This window comes from Streptomyces sp. NBC_00466, from assembly GCF_041433995.1.
GTDB lineage: Bacteria > Actinomycetota > Actinomycetes > Streptomycetales > Streptomycetaceae > Streptomyces.
Genome location: NZ_CP107896.1, coordinates 2,201,113 through 2,218,121, shown reverse-complemented (window position 1 = coordinate 2,218,121; position 17,009 = coordinate 2,201,113). Strand labels below are relative to the sequence as shown.

At 70.2% G+C, this 17,009-nt stretch carries 16 protein-coding genes; 12 read left to right on the top strand and 4 right to left on the bottom strand.

Annotated features, from left to right (window positions below; all coding sequences use genetic code 11):
* The first annotated feature begins 146 nt into the window (after nt 1-146).
* From OG210_RS09700 to OG210_RS09690, 3 genes are all read left to right on the top strand, one after another.
* Complete coding sequence (locus OG210_RS09700) at nt 147-704, top strand: RDD family protein (RefSeq protein WP_328330473.1); 558 nt, start codon at nt 147-149, stop codon at nt 702-704.
* A gap of 123 nt (nt 705-827) precedes the next feature.
* Nucleotides 828-2,084 carry a transcriptional regulator gene (locus OG210_RS09695; RefSeq protein ID WP_328330475.1) on the top strand — a complete coding sequence of 419 codons (1,257 nt, stop codon included), beginning with the start codon at nt 828-830 and terminating at the stop codon, nt 2,082-2,084.
* A gap of 238 nt (nt 2,085-2,322) precedes the next feature.
* The gene (locus OG210_RS09690; RefSeq protein WP_328330477.1) at nt 2,323-2,634 is read left to right on the top strand and encodes a hypothetical protein; all 312 of its coding nucleotides are present in this window, start codon (nt 2,323-2,325) and stop codon (nt 2,632-2,634) included.
* Between the two features lie 47 nt (nt 2,635-2,681).
* Here OG210_RS09690 and lspA read toward each other — a convergent pair whose 3' ends face one another.
* A complete protein-coding gene (gene lspA, locus OG210_RS09685; protein WP_371535805.1) occupies nt 2,682-3,236 on the bottom strand; it encodes a signal peptidase II in 555 nt (184 codons plus the stop codon).
* 294 nt (nt 3,237-3,530) lie between these two features.
* Between lspA and OG210_RS09680 the strand changes: the two genes are divergently transcribed.
* The 8 genes from OG210_RS09680 to OG210_RS09645 all read left to right on the top strand — a co-directional run bounded on the left by OG210_RS09680 (nt 3,531) and on the right by OG210_RS09645 (nt 12,526).
* Complete coding sequence (locus OG210_RS09680; RefSeq protein WP_328335582.1) at nt 3,531-4,883, top strand: amidohydrolase; 1,353 nt, start codon at nt 3,531-3,533, stop codon at nt 4,881-4,883.
* 152 nt (nt 4,884-5,035) lie between these two features.
* The gene (locus tag OG210_RS09675) at nt 5,036-6,094 is read left to right on the top strand and encodes a BMP family ABC transporter substrate-binding protein (RefSeq protein WP_328330481.1); all 1,059 of its coding nucleotides are present in this window, start codon (nt 5,036-5,038) and stop codon (nt 6,092-6,094) included.
* 183 nt (nt 6,095-6,277) lie between these two features.
* Nucleotides 6,278-7,951, top strand: a complete 1,674-nt coding sequence (locus OG210_RS09670) for an ABC transporter ATP-binding protein (protein WP_328335583.1) — start codon at nt 6,278-6,280, stop codon at nt 7,949-7,951.
* Entirely contained in the window at nt 7,948-9,078 is a 1,131-nt protein-coding gene (locus tag OG210_RS09665; protein WP_328330483.1) for an ABC transporter permease, read from the top strand. Before OG210_RS09670 ends, OG210_RS09665 begins: the two co-directional genes overlap by 4 nt.
* Nucleotides 9,075-10,364, top strand: coding sequence for an ABC transporter permease (locus OG210_RS09660; protein WP_328330484.1), 1,290 nt, complete (start codon nt 9,075-9,077; stop codon nt 10,362-10,364). Before OG210_RS09665 ends, OG210_RS09660 begins: the two co-directional genes overlap by 4 nt.
* The gene (locus tag OG210_RS09655; protein WP_266641213.1) at nt 10,361-10,750 is read left to right on the top strand and encodes a cytidine deaminase; all 390 of its coding nucleotides are present in this window, start codon (nt 10,361-10,363) and stop codon (nt 10,748-10,750) included. The genes OG210_RS09660 and OG210_RS09655 overlap by 4 nt, the downstream gene beginning before the upstream one ends.
* 137 nt (nt 10,751-10,887) lie before the next feature.
* Nucleotides 10,888-12,165, top strand: a complete 1,278-nt coding sequence (locus tag OG210_RS09650) for a thymidine phosphorylase (protein WP_328330488.1) — start codon at nt 10,888-10,890, stop codon at nt 12,163-12,165.
* A 31-nt stretch (nt 12,166-12,196) separates the two neighbouring features.
* Nucleotides 12,197-12,526, top strand: a complete 330-nt coding sequence (locus tag OG210_RS09645; RefSeq protein ID WP_371535799.1) for an STAS domain-containing protein — start codon at nt 12,197-12,199, stop codon at nt 12,524-12,526.
* A 112-nt stretch (nt 12,527-12,638) separates the two neighbouring features.
* Here OG210_RS09645 and OG210_RS09640 read toward each other — a convergent pair whose 3' ends face one another.
* Nucleotides 12,639-13,616, bottom strand: coding sequence for a sigma-70 family RNA polymerase sigma factor (locus OG210_RS09640; protein ID WP_371535796.1), 978 nt, complete (start codon nt 13,614-13,616; stop codon nt 12,639-12,641).
* A 77-nt stretch (nt 13,617-13,693) separates the two neighbouring features.
* Complete coding sequence (locus tag OG210_RS09635; RefSeq protein ID WP_371535794.1) at nt 13,694-15,049, bottom strand: MFS transporter; 1,356 nt, start codon at nt 15,047-15,049, stop codon at nt 13,694-13,696.
* A gap of 62 nt (nt 15,050-15,111) precedes the next feature.
* On the opposite strand from OG210_RS09635, the gene OG210_RS09630 reads away from it, so the two are divergent.
* Nucleotides 15,112-16,083 (top strand): LysR substrate-binding domain-containing protein, encoded by a 972-nt coding sequence (locus tag OG210_RS09630; protein ID WP_328330496.1) that lies wholly within the window; start codon nt 15,112-15,114, stop codon nt 16,081-16,083.
* A 77-nt stretch (nt 16,084-16,160) separates the two neighbouring features.
* Here the strand turns inward: OG210_RS09630 and OG210_RS09625 are convergent, their stop codons facing one another.
* On the bottom strand, nt 16,161-16,922 hold the full coding sequence (locus OG210_RS09625; RefSeq protein WP_328330498.1) for an alpha/beta hydrolase: 762 nt from the start codon (nt 16,920-16,922) through the stop codon (nt 16,161-16,163).
* Nucleotides 16,923-17,009 lie beyond the last annotated feature (87 nt).

Sequence of the window (17,009 nt, the reverse complement as noted above, 5' to 3'; positions counted from 1 at the left end):
GCCTTCCTCTCGGGCGCTGCGGACTCGCACGTTTTGTGGTGTGCGGTCGGGCTGGCCGGCCGACGGTAAGAGCGTGGGCCAAGCAATCACCTGGTAACTGCCGGAGATTTTCTGGTAATTTTAGTGGGTTCTTAGGTGGGGTATTGATGGATTCAGCGCTCTTTGGTACGCGTCCGGAAGCGGTCTCGGTTCACTACATCGCGGGCGGTGAAGCGACTGGCCCCGGCGTGCTGGTGCTGGCGGGGCCGCTTCGGCGGATCGCGGCGCGGCTGATCGACCTCGTTGTACTGACGGCGTTCGCCGCCGCGCTGTGCACGGTGGCTGCCGTGGCCTTCGATGTGGTCGATCCGGAGGCTCCGGACGGGGCGGCATTTCTGCTCTCCGTCTTGTTGCTGGTGGGGGTGCCCGTGGTGACGGTACGCATTCATGTACGAGTGGTGCATCGCTGGGGCTGTTCGCTGGGCAAGCGGTTGTGCGGGCTGAGGGTTCTCCCGCTGTGGACCGATGGAACGGTGCCGCTCACTCGTCGGGCAGCCGCGGTCAGGGAGGCCGCGCTGTGCCTGGCCACGGTGATCCCGGTCGCCAATGTCGTGATCGGGGTGCCCCTTCTCGTCATGCTGCTCTCGAATCGGCCGTACTGGCAGAGCAAGTTCGACCGGGCAGCGGACACCGTGTTGGTGCGGTGGCCGGCGGTGAACGGGTGATCTCCTTCCCACCAATGCCATCAATGGGGGCGTGAGGCCGGGGGAATTCTCCGACCATCGCCTGACACGGGCAGCGGACCGTACGCTGGCGGAGATATGGGCTGTCCAGGGAGGGCTACGACCATGCCGCCAGGTGTCACCCCCGATCCGTCCATCGAACCGATCGCCTTCGGCCAGCGGATGCAAGTGCTCCGCGTGCGGAGAGGGATGAGCCGGACCGTGCTGGCCGGGCTCGTCGGCAAGTCTCCGAGCTGGGTCAAGCAGGTGGAGGGCGGGCAGCTCCAGATGCCCAAGCTCCCCATGGTGCTGCGGATCGCGGAGGCCCTCCGGGTGAGGGCGCTCTCCGATCTGACCGGTGACCAGAGTCCGGGCGTCAGCCTGTTCGCCGGACCGGGGCACGCGCGGCTTCCCCAGGTGCGGGCCGCTATCGATACGTACCCGTTGATCGGAGAGGAGCGCGAGGCCCCGTCGGCGGCACACCTGAGAGCGCGACTCGCGCGCGCTTGGCAGGCGCGGCACTCGGCGCCCGACCACCGCGATGTGATCGGAGCTCTGCTGCCAGGGATGATCCGCGACGCTCAACTCGCCGCCCGGCAGGCGAATTCCGGGGCGGATCGCAGGGTCGCCCAGTCGCTGCTCTCGCAGACGTACAGCCTCAGCCAGTTCTTCATCGCCTACCAGCCGGATGCCTCGCTGCTGTGGCGGGTGGTCGAGCGGAGCCTCGTCGCGGCCCAGGAGTCCGAGGACCCGCACACACTGGGAGTGGCAGCCTGGCTAGCCGCCCAAGCCCATCGCGACAGCGGGCCGGCGCATTTCGAAGCCGCCGACGCGATCACCGTGGAGACGCTCCGCTACCTGCGTCCACTGCTCCCGGACTCCGGAAGCGAAGTATTGGCCATCGCCGGGGCGCTTCAGTTCGAGGCTGGGTACACGGCAGCCCGGCGGGGCGACACAGGCGCGGCATGGGGGCACTGGGACCGGGCACGCGCCAAGGCCGGGCGGCTGCCCGCCGACTACTACCACCCGGTGACGTCCTTCTCCCGCACGATCATGGGGGCGCACGCCGTCACCATCGCGGTCGAGCTGCATGCGGGGGGAGAGAGCGTGCGGCAGGTCAACGCGGCCGATGCGATGTCCATTCCCTCCCGGCCCCGGCGCGCCCGGCACCGTATCGAGGAGGCGCGCGGTTACCAGCTCGACGGGCAGGCCGGTGCCGCTTTGGCAGCTCTGGACAAGGCGTACGAGTCAGCGCCGGAAACCATCCGCTACAACGGATACGCGCGCCGGATCCTCCTGGAGGAGATTGAGTCGAAGAGTCCGCAACGGAGGCGCAGGGCAAGTGAACTGGCCGTCAAGGTTGGCGTACTGACTGCTGCCTGAGGCGATGGAGCGGATGGGGCAGAGACTCTGCCCCATCCGCTGGCGCAGGGGGCTTACGGTCGGGTTTCGCTCAACAGCCGAAGACCCCCGCGACTGCTTCAGACGGCCCGGGGGCATGGCCAACCTGACGAAAGCAGGTCGACATGCCGCACCCTATCGCCCGTATCTTCGAAGAGTCGTCGAGACGTCTGCAGCTTCCGGAGAAGGCGTATGGCCGCCCCGGCCGGCAGGGGGCGTGATGGGTAAGAATGCCACCACCCGTCTGCTTCCCTGGGGCGGTCCCGAAGGCAAGCCTTGTTATCTGCTCACGGATGACCACGGCGGTTACGTGTCTCGCGTCGCCGATCAGGTCGAGTCCGTACAGCTGGGGATGGGGACCCAACTCCTTGGCCACGCCCATGCGTTGCTCGGTGATCCCCGTGCCGATGCCGGGCAGCTCCGGTTTCTGTCCGCCCGGCTGACCGAGGCCCTGACCGACGCGGTGCGCGTCGCGGAGAGCCGAGGTGCGCGATTGGCAGTGTCCGTCGACGCGGACGGGTCGGACGGCTGAGCTCGACACCCCTGCTGTCCGGCGCCGTCGGGCTGAGGCTGTCACCGTCAGTCGGCTTCCGGCTGCTGCCCGCTGCCGGTGACGGCCCCCTCCAGCCCCTGGCCGCGGAACGCCAGGATCATCATCAGGGCGCCCCCGCAGGAGATCGCCCAGTCGGCGAGATTCATCACGCTGAAATCGCGGACCGCGATGAAGTCGACGACCGCCCCCTGAAGGCCGCCCGGGGAACGGAAGAGGCGGTCCGTCAGGTTGCCGAGCGCACCGCCGAGCAGCAGCCCCAGCGCGACCGCCCAGGGCCCGCTGTACAGTCTTCGCGCCATACGGATGATCACCAGCGCGATGGCCATGGCGATCACCGTGAACAGGATGGTCGTCGCCCCGCCGATGCCGAAGGCCGCGCCGGGATTGCGCATCGCGCTCAGCTCCAGCCAGTCGCCGAAGACCCGCACGGGGGCGTGGTTCTCCAGCTTCGCGACCACGGCCAGTTTGCTGCCGAGGTCGAGGGCGTACGCGATCCCCGCCACGCCGAGCAGCAGCGTGGTCCGCCGCCTGCCCTTCGCTTCCACGTCCGGCACCGGATTCGTCACGTTCAGCCACCTCATGTCTGCACCCGGTCGTGTCCCGGCTCGCGTTCGCGGACCCCGCGTACGGGACCCGCCTCGCCGCCAGCCTATGGACCGGCCCGCAGCCGCCCGGCATGGCCCACTGTCGTGCGTGACGCCCGGGAGCGGGCGGGTCGCACGCCCCGCTCGCCGCAGCGGCCCATTGCAATACCCACCAAACCGGCGCTCCAAGCCCGCCACGCCGGGATTCTTTCGCCTAAGAGGCTGAACTTTTGTTGATCGATGGTTAGTTGAGTGGTGAAGGGGCCTAACCTTGAACAGGTGAACCAGTTGATGTCCCGTGAGTCCGATGCCGACCAGCCCGGTGACGCCGACGGCGCCAGTGATGCCAGCGGAAGCGGTGGTGCCGGGGTCCCCGTCCTTGCCGGTGCGGCCGGTGCGGCTCTGCCCGGTGTGCTGTCCGCCGACCTCCGTGCCGAACTGATCGCCTTCCGGCGTGATCTGCACCGGCACCCGGAGCTGGGGAACCAGGAGTTCCGTACCACCGCCGCCCTCAAGGCGCGGCTGGAACTGGCCGGGCTCGCGCCCCGCGTACTCAGCACCGGGACCGGTCTCATCTGCGACATCGGTATCGACGCCGGCGATGCGATCGGCGGCATTGACGAGGCTGGTGGGGCCGGTGGGGCTCACGGTGCCTCCTCTCCCCGCTCCATGCTCGCCCTCCGCGCCGACATCGACGCGCTGCCCATCCCCGACACCAAGACCGACTGCGACTACCGCTCCACCGTGCCCGGGATGGCGCACGCCTGTGGGCACGACGTGCACACCACCGTGGTGCTCGGCGCCGGTCTGGTGCTCGCCCGGCTGCACCGTGCCGGTCAGCTGCCGCACCCCGTACGGCTGATCTTCCAGCCCGCCGAGGAAGTGCTCCCGGGCGGCGCCCCCGACGCCATCGAGGCCGGCGTGCTCGAAGGGGTCGGCCGGATCCTCGCCGTGCACTGCGACCCCAAGGTCGACGCCGGGCGGGTCGGGCTGCGGACCGGGGCCATCACGTCCGCCTGCGACCGGCTCGAAGTCATCCTGGACGGGCCCGGCGGGCACACCGCGCGCCCCCACCTCACCACCGATCTGGTGACCGCCGCCGCCAAGGTCGTGTCCGAAGTGCCCGCACTGCTGGCCCGCCGGGTCGACGCCCGGGCGGGGCTCGCCGTGACCTGGGGGCGGATCGAGGCCGGCCACGCCTGCAACGTCATTCCGCAGCACGCCGAACTCTCCGGCACCGTGCGCTGCCTGGACCTGGACGCCTGGCGGGCCGCCCCCGATCTGGTGCACGGGGCCATCGCTGAGGTGGCCGACCTGTACCGGGCCAAGTCGGTGATCAACTACGTACGCGGGGTGCCGCCCGTCGTCAATGACAGCGCCATGACCGAGCTGCTGCGCGACGCCATGACCGCGCGCCGCGGACCGCACGCGATCGAGGACACCGAGCAGAGCCTGGGCGGCGAGGACTTCTCCTGGTATCTGGAGCAGGTGCCCGGCGCGATGGCCAGGCTCGGTGTGCGGACTCCCGGCGACAGCGCACGAGGCGACCTGCACCGGGGGGACTTCGACCCCGACGAGGCGTCGATCGAGGTCGGCGTGGAGCTGTTCACCGCGGCCGCGTTGCTGGATGGACACCGACTGTAGGCGGACAGGTAACCGGACAGGCCCGACCTCGTTCGCGTCGATCCGATAACAGGTTCCGAACGGGCCTTTACCTGACATCTACGCGCGTTACGATCCTCGCGAAAACCAGCGCCGGAAGAGGCGCTCCAGGTTTGGTTTGAAGGGACCTCCTCTTGCGCCGGGTAACCAAGATCGCTGCGTCTGGCATAGCCACCGCTGCTCTCGCTCTCTCCGTCTCCGCCTGTGGCAGCACATCGACCCAGCAGGAAGACTCCAAGTCTTCGTCGTCCGGGTCCTCCAACGGTGTCAAGGTCGGCGTCGCGTACGACGTCGGTGGCCGCGGCGACCACTCCTTCAACGACTCCGCGGCCCGCGGAATCGACAAGGCGAAGAAGCAGTTCGGCGGCAGCGTCAAGGAACTGACCGCGAAGACCACCGACACCGAGGCCGACCGCATCCAGCGGCTCACCGACCTCGCGGACGCCGGCTACAACCCGATCGTCGGCATCGGTTACGCCTACGCGAACTCGACGAAGCAGGTCGCCGCGAAGTACCCGAAGGTCACCTTCGGCATCGTGGACTCGGTCGTCGACGCCAAGAACGTCGACAACATCGTCTTCACCGAGCAGGAGGGCTCCTACCTCGCCGGTGTCGCCGCGGCCCTGAAGTCCAAGACGCACCACGTCGGCTTCATCGGCGGTGTGGACGTCCCGCTGATCAAGAAGTTCGAGGCGGGCTTCGTCCAGGGCGTCCAGGACACCAACAGCAAGATCAAGATCGACCGGCAGTACCTCAGCCACGGCTCGGACACCTCCGGCTTCGCCAGCCCCGACAAGGGCAAGGAAGCCGCGCAGGGGATGCTCGACAAGGGCGCGGACGTCGTCTACTCGGCGGCGGGTTCCTCCGGCAACGGTGCCATCGAGGCCGTCAACGGCAAGAAGGGCGCCTGGGCGATCGGCGTCGACTCGGACCAGTACAACATCGCCTCGCTGGCGAAGTACAAGTCCTCGATCCTGACCTCCGTCGTCAAGAACGTCGACATCGGCGTCTACGACCTGGTCAAGTCGGTCCGGGCCGGCAAGCCGATGACCGGTACGCACGCCTACTCGCTCGCTGAGGGCGGTGTCTCGCTGGCCACCAGCGGTGGCTTCATCGACGACATCAAGCCCCAGCTCGACGCCGCGAAGAAGAAGATCGTGGACGGCAAGGTCAAGGTCAAGACGACCCCCTGATCCGGCCTGATCCAAACGCAGGACCCGGGGCCCGGTGCGAGGGTTGCGTCCCTCCCGCCGGGCCCATAACAATGTGTCAACTCTACGCGTGTAGCGCGTAGTTGACCCGCTAGCGTCTCACCGCATCCCCGGCCCGCGTCCGCCGGGACCCTCCACCGCTCCTTCTCCCGAGGAGAGTGCGCCATCAACGCGTCCAGCCCTCCCGCCGTCGAACTGCGCGGCATCACCAAACGATTCCCCGGTGTCGTCGCCAACCGCGACATCGACATCACCGTCCGCAAGGGCACCGTGCACGCGCTGTGCGGTGAGAACGGGGCCGGCAAGTCGACCCTGATGAAGATCCTCTACGGCATGCAGAAGCCGGACGAGGGCACCATCGCCATCGACGGCGACCAGGCCGTGTTCGCCAGCCCCGCCGACGCCATCGCCCGGGGCATCGGCATGGTGCACCAGCACTTCATGCTCGCCGACAACCTGACGGTCCTGGAGAACGTGGTCCTCGGCGGCGAGAAGCTGTACGGGATCGGCACCAAGGCCCGCAACAAGATCCGGGAGATCTCGGACGCGTACGGCCTGGGCGTCCGCCCGGACGTCCTCGTCGAGAACCTCGGCGTCGCCGACCGCCAGCGCGTGGAGATCCTCAAGGTCCTCTACCGCGGCGCCCGCACGCTCATCCTCGACGAGCCGACCGCGGTCCTGGTCCCGCAGGAGGTCGACGCGCTCTTCGACAACCTGCGCGAGCTCAAGTCCGAGGGCCTGACGGTCATCTTCATCTCCCACAAGCTCGGTGAAGTGCTCTCCGTCGCCGACGAGATCACTGTCATCCGGCGCGGCACGACCGTGGGCACCGCCGACCCGGCGACCACCACGTCGAAGCAGCTGGCCGAGCTGATGGTCGGCAGCGAGCTGCCCTCGCCCGAGACCCGTGAGTCGACGGTCACCGACGCGCCGATGCTCACCCTCGACGGACTGAAGCTCACCGCGGTCGACACCGACGGTGTCGTACGGGAGGTGCTCTCCGGGATCTCCTTCACCATCCACCAGGGCGAAGTCCTGGGCATCGCGGGCGTGGAGGGCAACGGCCAGGCCGAACTCGTCGAGGCGATCATGGGGATGCGCGACCCCGACGGCGGTGTCATCACGCTCGACACCACCGACATCTCGCACGCGCCCACCCGCAAGCGCCGCGAGAGCGGCGTCGGTTACATCCCCGAGGACCGCCACCGGCACGGCCTGCTCCTGGAGGCCCCGCTCTGGGAGAACCGGATCCTCGGCCATGTCACCGAGCGGCCCAACTCCCGCCGCGGGCTGATCGACGCCAAGGCGGCCCGCGCCGACACCGAGCGGATCATCGCGGACTACGACGTGCGCACGCCCGGTATCGACGTCACCGCGGCCTCCCTCTCCGGCGGCAACCAGCAGAAGCTGATCGTCGGCCGCGAGATGAGCCACCGTCCCAAGCTGCTGATCGCCGCGCACCCCACCCGGGGCGTGGACGTCGGCGCGCAGGCGCAGATCTGGGACCAGATCAAGGAGGCCCGCCGCGAAGGGCTGGCCGTCCTGCTGATCTCCGCCGACCTGGACGAGCTGATCGGCCTGTCCGACACCCTGCGGGTGATGTACCGCGGCCGGCTCGTCGCCGACGCGGACCCCGCCACGATCACCCCCGAGGAACTCGGCTCCGCGATGACGGGCGCCGCGACCGGGCACCTGGAGCACGGCGAGAACGCCGCACCGGACACGGCGAAAGCCCCGGGCGGCCGGAAGGCCCTGGTGATCCCGGAGCCCCGCAAGACCCCGGAGACCCCTGAGACCCCGGACACCGCCGGCGGCGAAGCTGGGGGAGAGGACCGATGAAGAAGTACACCTCGCGTATCGACCGGGAGCGGCTGATCCTCGCGATAGCGGCCCCCCTGCTCGCGGTGGTGGCGGCACTCGTCGTCACCGCGCTGGTCATCCTGGCCACCGGCAAGAACCCGCTGTCCGCGTTCAGCGACATGCTGACGTACGGCTCGGCCAGCGACAGCCAGATCTACATCCTCAACAAGGCGACGACGTACTACCTCGCGGGTATCGCGGTGGCCGTCGGCTTCCGGATGAACCTGTTCAACATCGGCGTCGACGGCCAGTACCGGATGGCCGCCTTCTTCGCCGCAGTCGTAGGCGGCGCACTGACGCTGCCCGGCATCGTCTCGGTCCCGCTGATGATCGTCACGGCCATGCTGGTCGGTGCGATGTGGGCCGGTATCGCGGGCGTACTGAAGGTGACACGAGGCGTCAGCGAGGTCATCTCGACGATCATGCTGAACTCGATCGCCACCGCGGTCATCGCCTATCTGATGCAGCCGGGCCGGCTCGGCCAGCTCGACGACGCGGGCACGCTCGTCTCCACCAAGCCCCTGCCCGAGTCCTCCTGGTTCTTCTCCATCAACACAGGCCCGGCCGGAATGCTCTGGGGCTTCATCTTCATCGCCGTGCTGGCCGGTGTGGCGTACTGGTTCGTGCTGGGCCGTACCCGGTTCGGCTTCGACCTGCGGGCCGTCGGCCAGTCCGAGTCCGCGGCCTCCGCGAGCGGTGTCAGCGTCAAGAAGATGGTCGCCACCAGCATGATCATCTCTGGTGCGATGGCCGGTCTGATCGGTATGCCGACGCTGCTCAACGACAGCCACATGTACAGCAACGACTTCCCGCTGGGCATCGGCTTCACCGGCATCGCCATCGCGCTCCTGGGCCGCAACCACCCGGTCGGCATCGCGCTCGGCGCGCTCCTCTGGGGCTTCCTGGAACGCACCACCAACCACCTTGAGTTCATGGGGTACGACAAGGAGATCCTCGGCGTGATCCAGGGCGTCATCGTCCTGTGCGTCGTCATCGCCTACGAGGTCGTGCGCCGCTACGGACTCAAGCGCCAGCAGCAGAAGGTCGGCGCCGAACTCGCCGCGCAGGCCGCCGCCCACTCGAACCAGCAGGAGGTGACGGCATGACCGCGACCATGACCGAGACTCCGCCGCCAGCGGCTCCCAAGGCGGCGAACACCAAGTCCGGCCGTTCCCGGCTCTCGCTCCCCAGGATCCTGCTGATCGTCGCGGGCGCCCTGGCCCTGCTCTCGCTGGTCCGGATCGTCACCGGCGCGGACCAGTTGACCTCCGAGGGGCAGATCAGCGCCTCGCTCGGGCTCGCCGTACCGATCGGCCTCGCCGGTCTGGCCGGTCTCTGGTCCGAGCGGGCAGGTGTGGTCAACATCGGCCTCGAAGGCATGATGATCCTCGGTACCTTCGGGGCCGGCTGGATCGGCTGGCAGTCCAGCCCCTGGTTCGGGCTGCTCGCGGGCATCACCTTCGGCATGCTCGGCGGGCTGATCCACGGGATCGCCACCATCACCTTCGGTGTCGACCACATCGTCTCTGGTGTGGCGGTCAACCTGCTCGCGCTGGGCATCACCCAGTACCTCGCCAAGATCTTCTTCAATCACGGCGCCGCGTTGGCCGCGGGCGGCAACCCGAAGCAGTCACCGCCCGTCGACTCGATGCCCAGCGTCACCATTCCGGGGCTCTCGGACGGGCTTTCCTCCGTCGAGAAGCACCATTGGTTCTTCGTCTCCGACCTGGCCGGCGTCCTCGGCGGACTGGTCACCGACGTGTCGGTGCTGACGATCCTGGCCGTGCTGCTCTTCATCGGCACCTGGTGGGTGCTGTGGAAGACCGCCTTCGGGCTCCGGCTGCGTTCCTGCGGCGAGAACCCGATCGCCGCCGAGTCGCTCGGCGTCAACGTCTACACGTACAAGTACGCGGCGGTCGCCATCTCCGGCGGTCTGGCCGGGCTCGGCGGCGCCTTCCTGGCGATGGTGCCCACCCACATCTACCTGGAGAATCAGACCGGCGGCCGCGGCTACATCGGCCTCGCCGCGATGATCTTCGGCAACTGGCGTCCCGGCGGACTCGCCATGGGCGCGGGCCTGTTCGGCTTCTCCGACGCGCTCCAGCTGCGCAACGGCGGCGAGACCGTCCACGCGCTGCTGCTGCTCATCGTGGTGCTGCTGGTACTGCTCGCGGGGTGGAAGCTCTACCGAAAGTCCGTGCTGCAGGGCACGATCAGCGCGGTCATGGCCGTACTCATCCTGGTCTGGTACCTGTTGACCGACGATGTCCCGTCCGACTTCGTGGGCGCCACCCCGTATGTGGTGACCCTGCTGGTGCTCTCGCTCTCCGCGCAGCGGCTGCGGATGCCCAAGGCGGACGGTATGCGCTACCGGAAGGGCCAGGGCAAGTGACACAGGTCGACTGGGACGTGCTGCGGGAGGCCGCGCGCGGCGCGATGTCCCATGCGTACGCGCCGTACTCGAAGTATCCCGTCGGGGTCGCGGCCCTGGTGGACGACGGGCGTACGGTCGTCGGCTGCAACGTCGAGAACGCCTCGTACGGCATCGGGCTGTGCGCCGAGTGCGGTCTGGTCTCGCAGCTCCAGGCGACCGGCGGGGGCCGGCTGACCCACTTCACCTGTGTCGACGGCGCCGGCGCGGTGCTCGTGCCGTGCGGGCGCTGCCGTCAGCTGCTGTACGAGTTCGGCGGGCCCGAGCTGCTGCTCGAAACCCCCGACGGGGTGCTGCCGCTCTCCGAGATGCTGCCGCAGGCGTTCGGCCCGCAGCATCTGAACTGACCGACCCTGAGGGGACCTTGGCCCTCCCGCAGCCGCGGGAGGGCCACGGCCCCCTTCTCCCTGATCTCTCTATGCGCGTAGAGTCGCTCGATACGCATACCGCCCTCCACCCCCTCGCCGGAAGGAACGCCAACTCCATGGACGTCATCTCTGTCATCCGCACCAAGCGGGACCGGGGCGAGCTGAGCCCCGAGCAGATCGACTGGGTGATCGACGCGTACACCCGCGGCGCGGTCGCCGACGAGCAGATGTCGGCGCTGGCGATGGCGATCCTGCTCAACGGCATGAACCGTACCGAGATCGCCCGCTGGACCGCCGCGATGATCAACTCCGGCGAGCGGATGGACTTCTCGGCGCTGTCCCGGCCGACCGCCGACAAGCACTCCACCGGTGGTGTCGGCGACAAGATCACGCTGCCGCTCGCTCCGCTGGTCGCCGCGTGCGGGGCCGTCGTACCGCAGCTCTCCGGCCGCGGGCTCGGTCACACCGGTGGCACCCTCGACAAGCTGGAGTCCGTCCCCGGCTGGCGCGCGCTGCTCTCCAACGCCGAGATGATGGACGTGCTGGACTCGGTCGGCGCGGTCATCTGCGCGGCGGGCGACGGTCTGGCCCCCGCGGACAAGAAGCTGTACGCGCTGCGCGACGTCACCGGCACCGTCGAGGCGATTCCGCTGATCGCCTCCTCGATCATGTCCAAGAAGATCGCCGAGGGCACCGGGTCGCTCGTCCTGGACGTCAAGGTCGGCTCGGGCGCCTTCATGAAGAACCTGGACGACGCCCGCGAACTCGCGTCGACGATGGTCGGTCTCGGTACCGACCACGGTGTCCGTACGGTCGCGCTGCTCACCGACATGGCGACCCCGCTCGGCCTGACCGCGGGCAACGCCCTCGAAGTACGCGAGTCCGTCGAGGTCCTCGCCGGCGGCGGCCCCGCGGACGTCGTGGAGCTGACCCTCGCGCTGGCCCGCGAGATGCTGGACGCGGCCGGGCTGAAGGACGCCGACCCGGCGAAGGCGCTCGCCGACGGCTCCGCGATGGACCACTGGCGCCGGATGATCGCCGCGCAGGGCGGCGACCCGGACGCGGCGCTGCCGGTCGCCCGCGAGCAGCACGTCGTCACCGCCCCGTCGAGCGGGGTGCTGACCCGGCTCGACGCGTACGACATCGGGGTCGCCGCCTGGCGTCTCGGTGCGGGCCGCGCCCGCAAGGAGGACCCGGTGCAGGCGGGCGCCGGCGTCGAACTGCACGCCAAGCCCGGTGACACGGTGACCGAGGGCCAGCCGCTGCTGACCCTGCACACGGACACCCCGGAGAAGTTCGCGTACGCGCTGGAGTCGCTGCCCGCCGCGTACGACATCGCCCCGGCGGGCACCGCGTTCACCGCGAACCCGATCGTGCTGGACCGCATCGCCTGACCGTCCGGACCGGTGGGGACCGGCAGCGGCGATGAGTTCCGGGCGCCGCGCCGGTCTTCCTGATGTGGATGTCACCGAGCCGCTCGTCCTTGTCGTCACCGGCCCGGTCGGCCGGGCCGATGTCCCGCGCCTGTGCGAGGAGCTGCGGCGGCTGCTGCACAGCGCCGGGGCGTCCGGGCGGGCGCCGGCCGCGGTCGACTGCGACGTGGGCGGCCTCGTCCGCCCCGGCCTGGCCGCTGTGGAAGCGGTCGCGGGGCTCCGCCTCACCGCTCTGCGGTACGGCAGCCGGATACGGCTCCGCAACGCGGCGCCCGAGCTGACCGAGCTGCTGGTCCTGACCGGCCTCGCGGAGCCGCCGTAGCTGTGATCTCCCGCAGCCGCGGGTGCTCCCGCAGCCGCAGCCGCAGCCGCAGCCGCAGCCGCAGCCGCAGCCGCGGGTGCTGCCGCGCCGCAGCCCCCGGCAACAGCCGGCGCTACTCCTCCAGGCGCTTGGGCAGATCGAAGAGCGGGAACCAGCGTTCGGTGTCCAGGAACGAGGTGATCCCGGCGATCCGGCCGTCCGTGATCTCGATGACCATGAGCGCCCAGGGGTCGAACCCCTTGCCCGACTCGCTCGGGTGGTAGTGGGCGAAGGCCGGGGTGCCGTTGGCCACCGTCGGGACGAGCCGTGAGCCGCGGCAGACCGAGCCGACGCCCAGCATCCAGCCGACGATGTCGTCGTGGCCGCGCAGCCACAGGTCGTACGGGGGCATGGAGAGCGTGGCGTCCTCGTGGAGGAGCGCGGTCAGCGCCTCCATGTCGTACCCCTCGAAGGCCGCGACATAGCGGGCGAGCAGTTTCTGCTGCTCCTTGTCCAGGGGGTCTGCCGCGTCGGTCGCGGCCGGTGCGCACTCGGCGAGGGTCGAACGGGCCCGCTGCAGCGCGCTGTTGACCGATGCGACCGTGGTCTCCAGCAGCTCGGCGACCTCGCTCGCCTTCCAGGCGAGCACTTCGCGGAGGATCAGCACAGCCCGCTGCTTGGGCGGCAGATGCTGGAGAGCGGCGACGAAGGCGAGCCGGATCGTCTCCCGCTCGACCGCCTTCTCCGCCGGGTCCACCAGGGACGGCAGTACCCGGCCGTCCGGCACGGGCTCCAGCCAGGTCGCCTCGGGCTGTGCGTTGAGCGCGGCCTGGGCGACCGGGGTGGGATCGTTGAGATCCATCGGGCGGGCCCGCTTGTTGCCCGCGTTCAGCATGTCCAGACAGACGTTGGTAGCGATCCGGTAGAGCCACGAGCGCAGCGACGAACGGCCCTCGAACCGGTCGAAGCTCCGCCAGGCGCGGACCATCGTGTCCTGTACGGCGTCCTCCGCCTCGAAGGACGAACCGAGCATCCGGTAGCAGTAACCGGCGAGCTCCGTCCTGTGCTCCTCCAGACGCGCGTCGATGTCCGTTGTCGCGAGGTCGCTCATAAGGGTGCCCCCTGCTCGATTCCCGATCGCACCAGCGATTCCGAAACTACAGGGGGCCACTGACAACAGCATGCGGATCAGCGCACGGACCACCTTTTCAGGGAATCCGCAACCGGTGAGCCCGCAACCGGTGTACCCACCACGGGTGAGCCCCCGACCGGTGAGCCCGCCCCCGGTGTCCGCCGCGCGGCCGCCCGCGCGCTGTGCGATCCGTACAGCGTGATCGCCAGGACGCCGGCCACCGCCAGCAGACCCAGCGCCACCGTGCCCGCCCAGCCCCCGGCGTGGAAGGCGGCAGCTCCGAGCACGCCGCCCGCGCTGCTGCCCAGGTAATACGACGCCTGGTACAGCGCCGACGCCTGGGCGCGGCCCGTCCTCGCCGTACGGCTCACCGACGAGGACGCCACGGCGTGCCCGGCGAAGAACCCGGCGGTGATCAGGACGAGGCCCAGGAGCACGGCGCCGATCGAGTCGGACAGCGTGAGGAGCAGCCCCGCGGCGGTCGTCGACACCGCGAGGTAGAGCGCGCCCCGGCGGCCCAGCCGGCCGACGAGCCGGCCGGCCGTCGCGGAGGAGACCGTACCGACGAGATAGACCAGGAAGACCGAGCCGACCAGCCCCTGCGGCAGGTTGAACGGGGCGCCCACCAGCCGGTAGCCGATCACCGTGTAGACGGCGCCGAAGACCGTCATGAAGAGCGCGCCGATCGCGTACAGCCTGCGCAGCAGCGGGTCGCCGAGGTGGGTGGCGACGGTGCGGCCCAGGGCGCGCGGGTCGAGCGGCACCGCGGTGAAGTTCCGGGCCCGGGGGAGCATCAGCCGGAAGACGACCGCGCAGATGACCGACATCAGCCCGATCGCGCCGAGCGCCGCGCGCCAGCCCCAGGCCTGGGCGGCCCAGCCGGCCAGGATGCGTCCGCTCATGCCGCCGATGGAGTTCCCGGCGACGAACAGCCCGATCGCGGCGACCAGCGCCTTGGGCCGTACCTCCTCGGCGAGGAAGGCCATCGCCGATGCCGGGAGCCCGGCGATGGCGGCGCCCTGTACCGCGCGCAGCACGATCAGCGAGCTCACGTCCGGCACGAAGGGCACCAGCAGACCGATGGCCACGGCGACCGAGAGGGACGCCGTCATCATGGTCCGCCGCCCGAACCGCTCGGACAGCGCGCTCAACGGCACCACGAACACGGCGAGTCCGCCGGTCGCCGCCGAGACCGTCCAGCTGGCCTGGGCGGCGGTGGCCCCGAGGCCGGAGCTGATCGCGGGCAGCAGGGCCTGGGTCGAGTAGAGGAGGGCGAAGGTCGCCATGCCGGCGGCGAAGAGCGCGAAGCTCATGCGGCGGTAGCCGGGGCGGCCGGGGGTGAGCTGCTCGGGCTGGGACGGCGCGGCGGGGGCACTCACGGTGGTGAGTGCCCCGGTACTGGCAGGAGGCATACCCCGAACGTAGGTCCGGGTTTTTAATGCGTCCAATGCACGGACTCGCCATAATCGTTCCCATGGCGCATCAGCACAGCTCACAGCCACGACTGTCACGCAGTAGTTACGAAGAAGACATCAGCTACGAAGAGGACATCCAGCTCCTGCTCGCACCCCGGCTGGCGTACTTCGAGGCGGTCGCGCGCCACGAGCATGTCACCCGGGCCGCACAGGAGTTGTCGGTGCCGCAGTCCACGCTGTCGCGCGCGATGGTCAGGCTCGAAGCGGACCTGGGCGTGGCGCTGTTCGCCCGCAGGGGCCGCTCCGTCTCGCTGACGCCCGCGGGCCGGACCTTCCTGCCGACCGTGGAGCGGGCGCTCACCGAGGTCACCCGGGCCGCGGACTCCGTACGGGCGGACGCCGACCCCGAATCCGGCCGGATCACCTTCGGCTTCCTGCACACCCTGGGCCCCGAGACGGTGCCCGGCCTGATCCGCGCCTTTCGGGCCGACCACCCGAAGGTGCGGTTCCAGCTCGTCCAGAACTACGGCGAGGCGATGATCAAACGGCTGCGCGCCGGGGAGCTCGACCTCTGTCTGACCTCCCCGGTGCCGGACGCGCCCGATCTGGTCGCCCGGCGCCTGGACGAGCAGCGGCTGCGGCTCGTGGTGCCGGACGACCACCGGCTCGCCGGCCGCAGACGGGTCAGGCTCGCCGAGGCCGCCGACGAGGCCTTCGTGACGCTGGAGCCGGGGTACGGGCTGCGCCGCATCACCGACGACCTGTGCGCCGAGGCCGGGTTCACCCCGCGGATCGCCTTCGAGGGCGAGGAGGCGGAGACGCTGCGCGGGCTGGTCGCCGCGGGGCTCGGGGTGGCGCTGCTGCCACCGCCCGCGGTGGCCAGGCCGGGGGTGGTGGAGCTGGCGGTGACCGCGCCGCGGGCGGTGCGGGAGATCGGGGTGGCGTGGCTGGACGGACATCCGGACACGGCCCCGGTGGCGGCGTTCAAGCAGTTCCTGCTGGCGCGGCGGGGGCGGCTGCTGCCGGAGTAACGGCGGGCCATGCCGCGGCCCCCGCCGCTGCTCCGGCGGCGGGCCACGCCGCGGCCCCCGCCGCCCCCGCCCGTCCGCTACTGGAGTGTCCGGCCGAACCCCGCGGCCAGCGGCATCCGCAGCCCCAGCGGCGGCGGCGCCGCGAACGCGTCCACCACCGGCCGCGCGTACGCGTGCGAGAACAGCGCCCCCCGTACGAAGTCCGAGGCCAGCGCCACCACTTCGGACCGGTGCTGGCGCAGGGAGTGCCCGTCGGAGTGGACTTCGAAGCGGCAGGTGTCGCGGTTGGTCTTCTTGGCGCGTTCCGCGAGCCGGTAGGAGAGTTCGGGGTCGGAGCGGGCGTCCGTGGTGCCGTGCACGATGAGGACCTGGCGGCCCACCAGCTGCTTCACCGGTTCGGGCTCGGCGGCCACGTCGTCGTCGGGCAGCCACGGGGCGACCGCCAGGACCGAGGTGACCGCGTGGTGGCCCGCGGCGTGCAGCGCGGCGCGGCCGCCCATGCCGTGGCCCGCCAGGCAGACCGGGACGTCGCCGTACCGCCGCAGCGCCTCGTCCACCGCCCAGGACGCGTCCTCGGCGAGGTGTGCGTCCGTGCCGTTCCAGCCGCGGAAGCGGTAGCGGACGACGTGGGCCGCGAGCCCGTCGCCCCGGCCCGCGCGGGCCAGCGTGCGGGCCGGCGGGCGCAGTGACGCGTACGGCAGGGGGGAGGAGCGGCGCCGGGAGACCGGGTCGCCGTCGGGGAGCAGCAGGACCACACCGCTGACCGCGGACTGTGTCCCGCCTGCCCCAACTGCCCGTCCCAGCCTGGCTTCCGGCGGGGCTGGTGCTTGCTGTGCCATAACGGAACAGTCTCAGAAGCGGAGGTGTACTCCACCCTTCCGAACGGTCACTGTTACATATCGACCGGGCGCGTTCTACGCGCGTAG